The organism is Kitasatospora cinereorecta, from assembly GCF_024172095.1.
Lineage (GTDB): Bacteria > Actinomycetota > Actinomycetes > Streptomycetales > Streptomycetaceae > Kitasatospora > Kitasatospora cinereorecta.
In genome coordinates this window covers 189,090-202,701 of record NZ_JAMZDX010000006.1, presented here as the reverse complement: position 1 = coordinate 202,701, position 13,612 = coordinate 189,090, and the positions used below count along the sequence as shown (strand labels likewise).

Sequence of the window (13,612 nt, the reverse complement as noted above, 5' to 3'; positions counted from 1 at the left end):
CGACGGTGTGGCGGGATGGCACTGGGCGGGGCGGCTGTACCGCCGCGGCCCATGACCATCAAGAGTTGGTAAACTGAGAGTAATGGAACCTTTGCACAGCGTGAGTTCCGAACGGAAGTGCGGAGCCTGTGATTCACCTCTTCGGGTGGAGTGCGAACCAACGGGGAATTCGAAACGGCGGCGAAGGGCTCTGACGTGCGGCGGGCCGGCATCCCCCAGGGATGCCGGCCCACAGTCGGGTGGCGGTGCGTCCTCGGTCCTTGCGATCCGAGGGCGGCCGGAGTTGCTCACGGCCCAGGTGTGGCGACCGTCGATCAGACCCGAGCGGCCTCGGCTCCTTCGGCGCCCAGGACGAACTCGGGGTCCACCTGGGTCGCGAGGTCGATGCCGACCTTGGAGTTCCCCCAGCTCTCGGCGTTGCGCAGATGGAAATGGACGGCCTGCTCGGTGTAGCGGTGCGGGTCGCGAAGACCGTACGCCTCGTCGGCGGCCGCGCGGAGCTGGTCCAGTACTGCCCGGTTGGCCGGCTCCAGGGAGCGCAGTGGCGGCTCCTCGCCGCGCTCCAGTCGCCGCACCCAGTCGGAGTGGCCGAAGGCGGTGAGCAGGTCGTCGCCGACCTCGCGGCGCAGGAACGCGAGATCGTCCGGCCCCTCCACCTTGTTGCCCACGACGCGCAGGCGGACGTCGAAGTCCTGGGCGTACTCCTTGTACTGGCGGTAGACCGAGACGCCCTTGCGGGTCGGCTCGGCGACCAGGAAGGTCAGGTCGAAGCGGGTGAACAGGCCCGAGGCGAAGGAGTCCGAGCCGGCCGTCATGTCGGTGACGAAGTACTCGTCCGGGCCGTCGGCCAGGTGGTTCAGCAGCAGCTCCACCGCGCCGACCTTGGAGTGGTAGCAGGCGACGCCGAGGTCGTCCTCGGTGAAGGCGCCGGTGGCCAGCAGTCGCACCGAGCCCTCGTCCAGCGCGACCGGGCGCGCGCAGGCCGCGTACACCGGGTTCTCCTCGACGATCCGCAGCAGGCGCGAACCGCGGCCGGGCGGCGTGGTCTTGATCATCTCCTCGCCCGACCGGATGAGCGGGTTGCCGCCACGCAGGTAGTCCTTGATCAGTGGCAGGTGCGCGCCGAGCGAGGGCATGCGCTCGGCCTGATCGTCGCTCAGGCCGAGAGCCGGGCCCAGATGTTGGTTGATGTCGGCGTCGACGGCGATCACCGGACTGCCGGCGGCCGCCAAGTGGCGGATGAACAGCGCGGACAGGGTCGTCTTGCCGCTGCCGCCCTTGCCGACGAAGGCGATCTTCATCTGAGTCTCCGGCTCTCTGGGGGCTCCGAGGGCCACGCACAGGCCTCTTGGAAATCGTTATCGTCTCCGATAGTGGTCATGCTAGCGGTGGTTTGGCGCGTCGCACATGGGGGAACGACGGATTGCCTCTAACGGGTGATGCCGGGGTTGCTGTATCGGCCTGGCCGGGGGATTCATTACTCTCGGGTAGGTGAGCACTGGAACTGATCCCCTCGCCCCGCTGGCCGAGCTGCCCGGGGTGCCCGAGGCCGTCGCCGAGGTGCGCAAGGCCGTCGACCGCCTCTACGGGCACCGCGTGATGCGCCGCCGTGCGGGCGAGGTGACCTCGGAGTCCGCGCTGCGCGGCGCCCGGGCCTCTGCCGCGCTCGACGGTGCCGACTGGCCGCTGGAGGAGGTCCGTCGCCGGACCGACTTCGGCGCCGATCCCGAGGCGCGCGCGGTCGGGGCCGCGCTCCGGATCTCGGCCGAGGCGGGGCAGCTCCTGAGTGTCTGGCGGACCTCGCCGCTCCAGGTGCTCGCCCGGCTCCACCTGCTGGCGGTCGGCGACGCCGATCCGGCCGCAGGCCGGCCGCGGCAGGGTTCGGAGGGTGCTGCCGAACTCTTCCCGATCGAGCTGAAGCCGGTGGAGGGGATCGACGCCGACGGCCATGCGACGGACCGGCATGCGACGGACCGGCATGCGACGGACGGGCATGCGACGGACGAGCTCGGGGCGGGCGGCGGCGCCCGTGCGGGCCAGTCGCTCGCGGCCGGAGCCGTCCTCTCGCCCGCGCCGAGCGCGGCGGAGGCCGCGGCCCGGCTGGACCAGCTCGCCGGCCTGCTGGTCGCCCGCGCCGAACGGCCCACCGGGGGTGCGCCCGCGCTGGTGGTGGCCGCCGTGGTGCACGGTGAACTGATGGCGCTGCGTCCGTTCGGGGCGCACAACGGCTTGGTCGCGCGGGCCGCGCAGCGGATCGTGCTGATCGCGGAGGGGCTCGATCCGAAGGCGATCTGCCCCGCCGAGGTCGGCCTTGCCGAACTCGGCACGGCGGCGTACCAGGAGGCACTGAACGGATATCTGAGCGGCACGCCCGAGGGCATGGCGCGTTGGATCACGCACTGCGGCGCGGCGCTGCGGCTCGGCGTCCGCGAGAGCACCGCGGTCTGCGAGGCGATGCAGCGCGGTATGGCCTGAGACCTGCGGGGTGGTCCGGGACTCGAGGGCCGGCGTTCGCGCCGGATTCCCTGCGTCCGGGCACACGGTTGCGGCGACGCCTGGTCGTGCTGGGCGTCGCCGCTGGTACAGGTGCCGAGTGACCAAGCATGCACCGGAAAGTGCCCATCAGGCGGGGATCCTGCCCGTTCACCTGGTGCGGCGGCCCGACAGCGGGTCGGCTGCATGTGGGTGCTCAGTTATCTGTACGGCGGTCCGTGGGCCTTAACTGCGTTGTCGGAACGACCCCGTAGGGTCCTGACCGGGTCTCGCGGGCCGTAAGTCATTTCTATCGCGGTTTGGGCGAAAGGGGAACCCGAAAAGCGAAGGTTTTGAGTTTTGTCCGATTTGGCATAGTCGTGCGCTCGGCCGCTCAGGCCAGCGGTCGACGACGCCTCGCGCTGTACCAGAGCAGCCCTGCCGTGAGTACTGCCGCGCCGACCGCCACCGCGGTGAGCACCGAGCGGCTCGGAGTGCGGAACTCCGGGAGCCTGCGGTGCAGTTCGACCGGACGGCTGAACACCAGTACCGGCCACTCGCGCGCCACCGCTTCCTTGCGCAGCGCTCGGTCCGGGTTGACGGCCGACGGGTGGCCGACCGTCTCCAGCATCGGCAGGTCGGTCGAGGAGTCGCTGTAGGCATAGCAGTTGGCCAGGTCGTACCCCTCGGCCTCGGCCAGCTCGAGGATCGCGGCGGCCTTGTTCTCGGAGTAGGCGTAGTACTCGATGTCGCCGGTGTAGCAGCCGTCCTCGATCCGCAGGCGGGTGGCGATCACATGGTCGGCCCCGAGTAGCTGACCGATCGGCTCCACCACCTCGGAACCGGAGCTGCTGACGATCACCACGTCCCGGCCCGCCGCGTGGTGCTGCTCGATCAGCGAGGCGGCCTCGTCGTAGATGATCGGATCGATCATGCCGTGCAGGGTCTCCGCCACGATCTCGCGGACCTGCTCCACGTTCCAGCCGCGGGTGAGCGCCGACAGATAGGCGCGCATCTTCTCCATCTGGTCGTGATCCGCGCCGCCGATCAGGAAGACGAACTGGGCGTACGCGCTCCGCAGTACGGCGCGACGGTTGATCAGGCCGCCCTGGTAGAAGGGGCGGCTGAAGGCCAGGGCACTCGACTTGGCGATGATCGTCTTGTCGAGGTCGAAGAACGCGGCGGTGCGCGGTGCTCCGAATGGGCGACGGGGCCGGGGTGCGGATCCGTCGGTGCGGCCGTCCGCGTGCCCGTCGGCGTCGACGCCCGCCGAGGCTTCGGGCCCTGTGGCGGGCGCCGCGGATGCGGGTTTCGTGGCCGGCGCGTCGGGCTCTTCGGCGGGCGGCGCGCTGGGCTCGGGGGCGTCGGATGCGTCGAGCTCTGCGGCGCCGGGCTCGCCGGGTTCCACGGCGGCGACCGTGCCGGTGCCTGCGACGGTGGGCGCGGCGGCCGGGGTGGCTTCCCGGGTGGTGGTGGGCTCGCCGGACGGCTCGCCGAGGGCGGGCTCGGGAGTGCCTGCGGCGTGCGCGGGGGCGGCCTCGGGGCCCTGCCCGGCGTTCTCGGCGTTCTCGGTGGTGTCCACGGGAACCGAGGATAGAGGGCGGGGCAAAACACCCCGCCATTCGGCGTACTCGCGGGCGTGCGGGTTTGTGTTTCTGGCCGCTCGGGTACACCATGGAAGTCACGGATCGTTCGCGACCGTGCTAACCCGGTCCGGCTCCTCCCCCCCGAGTCGGGCCGTGGATAGACGACCCCCGCTCTCCCCCCCGGCGGGGGTCGTCGCATGTCCGGGGCCGTTTTCCAAGGTAGTTGAGCGCCGCCGCGATCTTAGGGGAGAACTCTCCGAGCGGCCTGCGCGCCGATCCATTGAACGTCTGACCGGGACTGATCGCTCACTCTCGGTAGTCAATTCGAGTGCCGAGCCGATGTTCCGGCCCCCGGTTGCGCGGGCTTGTGGCGGGGTGTGTCGCAGGGGGTTCCAGGGGCGCTTCGAGGCGCCATGGTCAATTCGGCACGCGATTACCCCCGAGTGGGTGACACCGGTTATCCACAAGCGCGAGTTGTCCACAGGGATTCGAATGCCGGCTGACGGATTGCGCTCGGTCCCCCACCGTGGTGTCCACGCAGCGCCGACCGCCCTTCCCGACGGTCGGGCTGACACCTCGTCGGACCGCACTCGAACCGGGGGAGACAGCCATGTCGACACCGACCACCGATCCCGACCGCACGGACCCGCCGACACCGGCCGGCCCGCTCATCGTCACCGCCGACCGGGCGCTAGCCGAGCAACTCGCCCGGCTCTGCGCCGCGGCCGGTACGGAACCACACCTGATCCGCGGCGCACCGCCGCCACGCAGGCTCTGGGACGCCGCACCGCTCGTCCTGGTCGGCGACGACCTCGCCGATCGCTGCGCCGGGCTGGGGCGGCGGACCGGAGTGTTGCTCCTCGGGCTGGACCTCGACGACGGCGAGATCTGGGTCCGCGCAGTCCGACTCGGGGCCGAACACGTGCTGTTCCTCCCCGATGCCCAGTCCTGGCTGCTCGACCGGATCGCCGACGCGACCGAGGGCGTCGGCCCGCCCGCGCTCACCCTGGCGGTGCTCGGCGGACGCGGCGGCGCCGGAGCATCCACCCTGGCCTGCGCGCTCGCCATCACCGGTGCGCGCGCTGGTCACCAGACCATGCTGATCGACGCGGACCCGCTGGGCGGCGGGCTGGACGTCCTGCTCGGGGCCGAACAGATCGGCGGCCTGCGCTGGCCCGACCTCGCCGGTTCGCGGGGCCGGGTCAGCGGCGCCGAACTGGCCAAGGCGCTGCCCGAACTGCACCAGCTCACCGCACTGTCCTGGGACCGCTCCGACACCCTCGCCATCCCGCCCGAAGCGATGCAAAGCGTGCTGGCCGCTGCCCGCCGCAGAGGCGGACTGGTGGTGCTCGACCTGCCCCGCCAGCTCGACCCGGCGGCGGCCGAGGCGCTGGAGCAGGCCGATACCGGGCTGCTTGTCGTCCCTGCCGAACTGCGCGCGGTGGCCGCGGCGGACCGGGTCGCCGCGGCCGTCCGGATGAGGCTCGCCGACCTGAGAGCAGTCGTCCGGGTTCCGGGGCCGGCCGGGCTGGCCGGCCCCGAGATCGCCCGAGGTCTGCGGCTGCGGTTGGCCGGAGAACTGCCCCCGGAGCCCGGACTGGCCATCGACGCCGAGCGCGGCTCGCCGCCCGGCATCCGCGAGCGCGGCCCGCTGGCGCGCTTCTGCGGGAGCTTCCTGAACGAGGCGTTGCCGCCGGTCGTGGCGGCAGGAGGAGGTGCACTGTGACCGAGCGCCTGCGCAGGGTCGACCTGCGGAACACCCACCGGACATCCGCCCGACTGCGCCGGAGGCTGCCGGTCACCCGCACCCGACCGGATCCCGGAAGCGGACCCGGAGTCGGCCCGGGCAAGGCAGCCGGAGTCGGCCTGCGAGGACGTCCCGGATCCGGCCCGGGCTCCGCCGACCCGCCCTGGGGCGGCGTCGGGACGGGGCTGGACGCGGAGGCGGTGGTGGAGGTCGGCGCGGAGGCCCGTCCGGACACCAGCCCTGAGGCCCGTACGGTCTCTGCCGAGACGGCTCACGCCCGCCCCGGTACGGGGCCCGACCTCTCGCCCGACGCGCGCCCCGCCGCCGGGTCAGGGGCGGTACCGGGTCGGGAGACCGGCGCGAGCCTCGGACCGGACGGTCCGGTGAGCGGGGCGACCAGCGCCCGTGTCGTGCGACCCCCGGTCGGCGGGACCGACGGTGCCGTACCGCGTCGTCCGGCCGCGCGGCACCTGGGTGTCGCGGACCCGGCCGACCGGGCGGCGGCACTCGTCGACGCCGTACGGCTGCGCCTCGCCGAAGCGGGGGCGCCTCCCACCGACGGTTCGGTTGCCGCCGCACTCAGGGCGGCCCAGCCCTCGCTCGGAGGCGACGCCGTCCTCGACGCCGTCCGGACCTTGCGTGCCGAACTCGTCGGCGCGGGGCCGCTCGATCCCCTGCTGGCCGAGCCCGGCGTCACGGATGTCCTCGTCAACGGACCGGAGGAGATCTGGGTCGACCGGGGAGGCGGGCTGGAGCGTGCGACCGGGATCCGCTTCCCGGACGCGGTGGCCGTCCGACGCCTCGCCCACCGGCTCGCCACAGCTGCCGGCCGCCGCTTGGACGACGCGCGACCGTGGGTCGACGCCCGACTGCCGGACGGTACGCGCCTGCACGCCGTGCTGCCGCCCATCGCGTCCGGCTGCACCCACATTTCGTTGCGGACCAGCCGGACCCACCCCTTCACCCTGCCCGAGCTGGTGGCCGGGGGCTCGCTGCCGCCGAGCGGCGCCGAACTGCTCCACGGCCTCCTCCGGGCCCGGCTCTCGCTGCTCATCTCCGGCGGGACGGGCACTGGGAAGACCACACTGCTCGCGGCACTCCTCGGTCTCGTCCCGCACGACGAGCGGATCGTGCTGGCCGAGGATTCGGCCGAGTTGCGACCGGACCACCCGCACGTGGTCCGTCTGCAGAGTCGACCGCCGAACCAGGAGTCGCTCGGGGAGCTCACTCTGCGGGATCTGGTCCGTCAGGCCCTGCGGATGCGACCCGACCGGCTGGTGGTCGGCGAGGTCCGCGGGGCGGAGGTGGTCGACCTGTTGTCGGCCCTCAATACCGGCCACGAGGGCGGCTGCGGGACGGTCCACGCGAATACCGCAGCCGATGTTCCGGCGAGGCTGGAGGCGCTCGGCTCGCTCGCCGGGCTCGACCGAGTCTCGCTGCACAGCCAGCTGCGTGCTGCCCTGGACGTGGTCGTTCACCTCGTCCGGGATCCCGCGACAGGCCTGCGACGGGTCTCGGCCCTGCACGTCCTGATCGAGGACCGAAACGGCCTGGCGAGGACAGCCCCTGCCGTCGGCTTCGCCGCCGACGGGACCTGCGAGCTCGGCACCGGGTGGGAGCAACTCCGTCGCTCCTGCGCGGCGCGCGGAGTGGAACTGGCGGATCCGCGCAGGGGTGACGTCGGGCTGGACACCACCTGTCCGGACAACACCGATCCGGACGCCACCGATGGGCCGGCCGCCCTTGCGGCGATCGGTTCGCTCGGTGGCGACACCGGCGGGGCCGGCGGTGGTGGGGGAGCGGCAGCCGGTGTCGCCATGAAGCCTGTAGGAGCAGGGCGATGACCGGGCGTCACGCCGAGTTCTTCGCGGTGCTGGTGCTCGGCGGGGTCTGCGGAGTGGCCTGGCTGCTGCTCCAGCGAGCTGTTCGGGGGCTTCGATGACCTGGCAGCAGGTAGTCGGGGCGCGCCTCGCGGAGGGTGCCATCGGCCACGGTGGCGGGGCGGTGTTGTGGTGGGTGGTGGCCGGTTCGGCCGGCGCCGTGGCGGTGGCCGGACTCGCTCTCGGGCTGAGACGGGTGCAGCGCCGGGTGCGCGGAGTCCGTCGGGTGCGGTTGGTGCTGGGGGCGGTGGACGATCGCGCACGCGAGCGCCTGCTCGCGCGAGCCCGTCGCATGCGCGAGCAAGGACCGTCGTGGCTGACGGCAGACCTGGTGCTGCTGCCGATCGGCTTGGTGCTCGGCCGACTGGCCGCATCGCCGGTGCCGGTGCTGGGCGCTGCCCTGAGCGTCGTGCCGCTGTGCAGCTGGCGCAAACGGCGCCGGGCGGCGGTGGAAGCCAAGCGGCGGGCGAGCGCCGTGATCGAACTCTGCGCCGGGCTGGCCGCCGAGCTGCGAAGCGGCGCGACGGCGGAGCAGGCACTGCACAGCGTCACCTCCCGGGCGGGTCGTGCCCTCGCGCGGGACCTCGGTCCCGAGGCGGCGGCCCGGCTGGCGGCCGGTCGGTACGGCGGGGACGTGCCTGCCGCACTCCGCCTGGCCGCCGAACTGCCGGGAGGCCGGGGCGCGGCGGCGGTTGCCGCCTGTTGGCAGATCGCTGCCGAGAGCGGTGCTGGTCTGGCCACCGGGCTCGACCAGGTGGCCGACGCGCTCCGGGCCGAGCGGGCCTTGGCCGAGGAGATCGCCGGGGAACTGGCCGGGCCGCGAACGACCATCGCAGTTCTCGCCGCTCTCCCGCTGATCGGTACGGCTCTGGGCGCTGGGCTCGGGGCACAGCCGGTCCGCGTGCTCCTGCACACCCCCCAGGGGTTGGTCTGCCTGGTGGGCGGGGTGCTGTTCGAGGCACTCGGGGTGGTGTGGACGGGACGGATCGTCCGGGCTGCGGAAGCGCCCTCGCAACCCCGAGGCGCCACCACCGAAAGGACGGCGGCGTCGCCACCGGTCGGAGCGGCGGCGGCCGGGGTGGCCGGTTCCGGCTGCGGGCTGTCGCGAGTTCGTACCGCCGGCGGTGGTTGGGAGGCCCGGGAGCGGCGACCTCCTGCCGACGTCCTGATGCGAGCCGTGCCGAGCACAGCGCCGAGGGCGCGGCGGGGAGCCCGCCGGTGGTGGGGTTCATGGGGCCGGGGACATGGCCGGCTTGGCCCGGTGGGGTGACCGTGGCCCACGTCCTGCACACCGCGGCTGGTCCTGCTTGCCCAGGCGTGGCGTGAGGTCGGGCCCGGGACTGAGACGAGGGAAGCGCGTGCGCTGCCAGTGAGGAGGCGTTGTGGATTGGGTCCTGGCGGGCCTTCCCGTGGTGGCGGGCGGGGCGGCGGTGCAGGCGCTCGATGTGATCAGACGGAGGCGGGTACGTCTGCGGGTGGCGCGATGCCTGGCAGTCGACGCCCCGCCGCCGCGGCGATCGGCGCGCAGCAGGCTTCCGAGAGCCGGACAGCGGCTGACCGTCGAGCGGTGCCTGCCCGCGATCGCCGGTCTGGGTGCGGCGGCGCTGGTCGGTGGGGTGTCCGGGCTGGCGCTCGGAATCCTGGCGGGGCTGGCGGTGCGTCGCTGGCTGCCTCGAGTGCGGTCACCGGCTGCTCGGGCCAGCGAGGCGGAGCAGGAACGCCTGATCAGGCAATTGCCGCTCACTTCCGAGCTGCTGGCTGCCTGTCTGGGCTCGTGTTCCTCTCCGGCCCAAGCCGCCGCGGTGGTGGCGGAGTCCGTGGATGCCCCGATGCGCGGGCGCCTCGCGTCAGTCGCGGCGCAGCTTTCCCTCGGCGCGGCACCCGAGGCGTGCTGGGAGCAACTGGCGGCCGACTGCCCGCCGCTCGGCCCGCTTGCCCAGTGCCTGGTCCGGACGAGTGTCAGCGGCGCTCCGCCGGCCGCTGCCCTGACCGGGCTGGCGCAGTCGCAGCGGGCGGCTGCCATGCGGGCGGCGCATGCCCGGGTTCGCCGAGCAGGCGTCCTTGCCACCGCGCCACTGGGTCTGTGCTTCCTGCCCGCCTTCGTGCTGATCGGTGTCGCACCGGTCGTGATGGGGCTGACCAGCCTCTTTGCTCAGCATGTCTGACCGCGTTGCCATCCCTTCCCATCGATCCACCAGAGGAGTTGATTCGCATGATCCTCACCGTGATCCCGAAGCCCGTAGGACGGCCGATCGGCGCTGTGTTCCGCCGCCCCGGGCGGTGGTTGCTCGCGCGGGTACGGCGGCTCGGTGGCCGCCGGGACGCGGGCATGACGACGGCCGAGTACGCCATCGGCACTGTCGCCGCCTGTGCCTTCGCGGCGGTCCTGTACCGGGTGGTGACCAGTGGAACGGTGTCTGGTGCGCTCTCGGAGCTGCTCGACCGGGCGCTCCATGTGGTCTGAGCGGGCCCCCACCCGGCGCCAGCGGCGATGTGGGAAGGCGGAGTCCGGCATGGTAACCGCTGAGACCGCCGTCGCGCTCCCGGCCCTCGTGTTGCTGGCGGCCATGCTGATCTGGGGAGTCATGGCGGCTGCGGCCCAGATCAAGTGCGTGGATGCCGCGCGGGTTGGCGCACGGGCTGCCGCCAGGGGCGATGCGGATGCCGTCGCCATCGCCACGGCGGCGGCACCGCCCGGCGCGTCCGTGCAACTGGTCCAGGAGGCCGAAACGGTGCGGGTGACGGTGGTTGCCCCGTGCCCGGGGCCTGGGCGGCTGGGGGCGGCCCTGTCGGTGCGGCTCGAGGCCACGGCGGTGGCGGCTCGTGAGGACGTCATCAGTGGACCGACGGGAGGTGACGTGTGAGCTCTCGGCCCGGTGCATGGCGAGGCGGGCGGCGGGGTCCGCCGGACCGGGGCTCGGCCAGCATCTGGCTGGTGTCCCTGGCGATGCTCGGCTGCGTGGCGTTCCTGGTGAGCCTCATGATCGGCGCGGTGGTGGCGGCCCGACACCGGGCGGACTCCGCCGCCGATCTGGCGGCACTGGCTGCCGCCGATCGGATGCTGCTCGATCCGGATGGCGGGTGCGGGCGAGCGGCCGGGCTGCTGCGCGGGCAGCGAGCAGAGCTGGTCTCGTGCGAGGTCATGCCGGGAGCCGACGTGGTGGAGGTGGTGGTCCAGGTGCGGGTCGAGGGCTTGCCCGTCCCACTGGGGCCGGCTCGTGCACGCTCCCGGGCCGGCCCCGTCTGGAGCTGGGCCGACGACGGCCTCGCGGATGCGACGGTCGGCGAGCACGACATCTCCTGGTTCCTGGCTCGACGTCAGTCTCCCGGCGGCGCCGGGAACCCCGCCGTACGGGGCTCGTCCGCGTTCTCGGGAGCGCCGGGAGCGGAATTTGCCGGATCGCCGTCGGAAGGGCCGCCCGGAGCGCCCGCGAGGAGGATGCCGAGGATCCGGACCGCCGCGGCCTTGTCGAGCGGGTCGTTGCCGTTGCCGCACTTCGGCGACTGGACGCAGGACGGGCACCCGCGCTCGCACTCGCAGGAGGAGATCGCGTCGCGGGTCGCGGTCAGCCACTCCACCGCCCGACGGAAGCCCCGCTCGGCGAAGCCGGCGCCGCCGGAGTGGCCGTCGTACACGAAGACGGTGGGCAGGCCGGTGTCCGGGTGGAGCGGCACGGAGACGCCGCCGATGTCCCAGCGGTCGCAGGTGGCGAAGAGCGGAAGGAGGCCGATCGAGGCGTGTTCGGCGGCGTGGGCGGCGCCGGGGAGCTGGTCGAGCGGGATCTCGGCGTCGAGCAGCTGGTCCTCCGTGACGGTCCACCACACGGCCCGGGTACGGAGGGTCCGGGGCGGCAGGTCGAGCTTGCTCTCGCCGAGGATCTCGCCGGTGGCGATCCGCTTCCGCAGGTACCCGACGACCTGGTTGACCACCTCCACCGAACCGAAGCTGAGCCGGGCCTCGCCCCACTCGACCGTGGTGTCCGTGGAGAGGACGGAGATGGAAGTGATGTCGCGCGCGGAGGTGGTGTACGGCGGATCGGCCGCCTCGACCAGGGCGACGGAGGTCTCCAGGTCGAGGTCGCGGACCAGGTAGGTGCGGCCCTGGTGGATGTGGACCGCGCCGGTGTGCACGGTGGTGTGGGCGGCGGCTGCATCCACGGTGCCGAGCAGACGGCCGGTGGATGCCTCGACGATCTGCACCGGGCTGCCGCCGCTGCCCCGCAGGTCGACCCGGTCGGCGGCCCGCTCCCGGCGCGTCCAGTACCAGGAGCCGTCCGGCCGGCGGCGCAGCAGTCCGCGCTGCTCAAGCACCGGCAGCAGCGGCGCGGCGGAGGGACCGAAGAGCTCCAGGTCGGTGTCGGTGAGCGGCAGCTCGGCGGCGGCCGCGCACAGGTGCGGGGCGAGAACATGCGGGTTGTCGGGGTCGAGCACGGTGGCCTCGACCGGGTTGGCGAACAGCGCCTCGGGATGGTGCACCAGATAGGTGTCCAGCGGGTCGTCCCGGGCGATCAGCACCGCCAGGGCGCCCTGCGCCTCCCGCCCGGCCCGGCCGGCCTGCTGCCACAGCGAGGCCCGGGTGCCCGGGTACCCGGCCATCAGGACGGCGTCGAGCCCGGAGACGTCGACCCCGAGTTCGAGAGCGGAGGTGGAGGCGAGACCGAGCAGCTTTCCGGACTGCAGCGCACCCTCCAGGGCGCGGCGCTCCTCGGCGAGGTAGCCGCCACGGTAGGCGGCGACGCGTCCGGCGAGCGGCGAGCCGAGCTGGTCCTGCGCCTGCAGGGCGACCAGCTCGGCAGCCCGACGGGAGCGGACGAAGACCACGGTGCGGGTGCCGTTCCCGACCAGGTCGGTCAGCAGGTAGCCCGCCTCGGCGGTGGCGGTGCGGCGGACCGGGGCGCCGTGCTCGCCGACGTTCTCGGTGAGCGGCGGCTCCCAGAGCGCGAAGACCAGCGGGCCGCGCGGCGAGGCGTCGTCGGTGACCGCGACGGCGGGCAGGCCGGTGAGCCGCCGCGCGGTGACCGCAGGCTCGGCCGTGGTGGCGGAGGCGAGCAGGAAGGTGGGTGAGGAGCCGTAGCGCGCACACAGGCGGCGCAGCCGCCGCAGCACTTGGGCGACGTGCGAGCCGAAGACGCCCCGGTAGCTGTGGCACTCGTCGACGACGACGTACTTCAGGGCCTTGAGGAAGGTGGACCAGCGGGGATGACCGGGCAGGATGCCGCGGTGGAGCATGTCCGGGTTGGTGAGCACGTACGAGGCGTACTGGCGCACCCACTCGCGTTCCTCGGGCGGGGTGTCGCCGTCGTAGAGGGCGACCCGCACCCGGGCGGGGACGAGTTCGGCGGCGCGCCGGCGTTGGTCGGCAGCGAGCGCCTTGGTCGGGGCGAGGTAGAGCGCGGTGGCGCCGCGTCCGTTGCGCGCCTCGGTGCCGTCCAGCAGATCGCTGAGGAGCGGCGCCAGATATCCCAGCGACTTGCCCGACGCGGTGCCCGTCGCGATGACCACGCTCTGGCCGGTTTTGGCCAGATCCATCGCCTCGGCCTGATGGGCCCAGGGCAGGGTGACACCGAGCTCGCCGGCCGCCGCGATCACCTCGGAGCGGATTCCCTGAGGCCAGGGGGCGTAACGGGCCTCCCGGGCGGGCAGATGCTCCGTATGGGTGAGGCGGTCCAACCGGCCGCGCTCGGTGGACAGGGTCGCGAGCATGGCCTCGGGCGGGTGATGACGGGGCGGCATGAGGACCCAGTGTGTCACCGGCGTGACGGAGAATCGCCGCAAGCCATCGTGCGGGCATGGCCGCAGGTGGTTGAATGAGCCCGTGACGGCCGCACGGCCGTGGGTTGCGACGTCGGGGCTACGACCTGCCTGTCTGCCGCGCCCAGACCCTGCGACCGACGCGGTGGCGGCCGCCTGGCCGATGATCGCAATGA

The 13,612-nt window shown here is 73.2% G+C and carries 9 protein-coding genes and 2 pseudogenes; 8 read left to right on the top strand and 3 right to left on the bottom strand.

What is annotated here, in order from left to right; genetic code table 11:
* Positions 1–314: 314 nt before the first annotated feature.
* Positions 315–1,301, bottom strand: a complete 987-nt coding sequence (locus FHR36_RS30175) for an ATP-binding protein (RefSeq protein WP_253802319.1) — start codon at positions 1,299–1,301, stop codon at positions 315–317.
* Between the two features lie 190 nt (positions 1,302–1,491).
* Here FHR36_RS30175 and FHR36_RS30170 point away from each other — a divergent pair, with 190 nt between their 5' ends.
* Positions 1,492–2,475, top strand: coding sequence for a Fic family protein (locus FHR36_RS30170; RefSeq protein ID WP_253802317.1), 984 nt, complete (start codon positions 1,492–1,494; stop codon positions 2,473–2,475).
* Positions 2,476–2,866: 391 nt separating this feature from the next.
* Here FHR36_RS30170 and FHR36_RS30165 read toward each other — a convergent pair.
* Positions 2,867–3,664, bottom strand: a pseudogene (locus tag FHR36_RS30165) (HAD family hydrolase); the annotation flags it as partial.
* Between the two features lie 1,004 nt (positions 3,665–4,668).
* Here FHR36_RS30165 and ssd point away from each other — a divergent pair.
* The 7 genes and pseudogenes from ssd to FHR36_RS40090 form a co-directional block, all read left to right on the top strand.
* A complete protein-coding gene (gene ssd, locus FHR36_RS30155; protein WP_253802315.1) occupies positions 4,669–5,784 on the top strand; it encodes a septum site-determining protein Ssd in 1,116 nt (371 codons plus the stop codon).
* Between the two features lie 491 nt (positions 5,785–6,275).
* Positions 6,276–7,649, top strand: coding sequence for a TadA family conjugal transfer-associated ATPase (locus FHR36_RS30150; protein WP_253803200.1), 1,374 nt, complete (start codon positions 6,276–6,278; stop codon positions 7,647–7,649).
* Between the two features lie 94 nt (positions 7,650–7,743).
* Positions 7,744–8,955: a type II secretion system F family protein gene (locus tag FHR36_RS30145; RefSeq protein WP_253802313.1), complete on the top strand. Its 1,212-nt coding sequence runs from the start codon at positions 7,744–7,746 to the stop codon at positions 8,953–8,955.
* Between the two features lie 112 nt (positions 8,956–9,067).
* Positions 9,068–9,850: a type II secretion system F family protein gene (locus FHR36_RS40095; RefSeq protein WP_253802311.1), complete on the top strand. Its 783-nt coding sequence runs from the start codon at positions 9,068–9,070 to the stop codon at positions 9,848–9,850.
* Positions 9,851–9,897: 47 nt separating this feature from the next.
* Positions 9,898–10,149 (top strand): DUF4244 domain-containing protein, encoded by a 252-nt coding sequence (locus FHR36_RS30135; RefSeq protein ID WP_253802309.1) that lies wholly within the window; start codon positions 9,898–9,900, stop codon positions 10,147–10,149.
* 49 nt (positions 10,150–10,198) lie between these two features.
* Complete coding sequence (locus FHR36_RS30130; protein ID WP_253802307.1) at positions 10,199–10,549, top strand: TadE family type IV pilus minor pilin; 351 nt, start codon at positions 10,199–10,201, stop codon at positions 10,547–10,549.
* Positions 10,546–10,866: pseudogene (locus FHR36_RS40090) on the top strand (Rv3654c family TadE-like protein); the annotation flags it as partial. The gene FHR36_RS30130 and the pseudogene FHR36_RS40090, both read left to right, overlap by 4 nt.
* A 137-nt stretch (positions 10,867–11,003) precedes the next feature.
* Here FHR36_RS40090 and FHR36_RS30120 read toward each other — a convergent pair.
* Positions 11,004–13,418 carry a DEAD/DEAH box helicase gene (locus tag FHR36_RS30120; protein WP_253802305.1) on the bottom strand — a complete coding sequence of 805 codons (2,415 nt, stop codon included), beginning with the start codon at positions 13,416–13,418 and terminating at the stop codon, positions 11,004–11,006.
* Positions 13,419–13,612 lie beyond the last annotated feature (194 nt).

Coding starts and splice junctions, on each gene's coding strand:
- FHR36_RS30175 (WP_253802319.1), bottom strand. CDS start 1,301: ATGAAGATCGCCTTCGTCGGCAAGGGCGGCAGCGGCAAGACGACCCTG.
- ssd (WP_253802315.1), top strand. CDS start 4,669: ATGTCGACACCGACCACCGATCCCGACCGCACGGACCCGCCGACACCG.
- FHR36_RS30145 (WP_253802313.1), top strand. CDS start 7,744: ATGACCTGGCAGCAGGTAGTCGGGGCGCGCCTCGCGGAGGGTGCCATC.
- FHR36_RS30135 (WP_253802309.1), top strand. CDS start 9,898: ATGATCCTCACCGTGATCCCGAAGCCCGTAGGACGGCCGATCGGCGCT.
- FHR36_RS30130 (WP_253802307.1), top strand. CDS start 10,199: ATGGTAACCGCTGAGACCGCCGTCGCGCTCCCGGCCCTCGTGTTGCTG.
- FHR36_RS30120 (WP_253802305.1), bottom strand. CDS start 13,418: ATGCCGCCCCGTCATCACCCGCCCGAGGCCATGCTCGCGACCCTGTCC.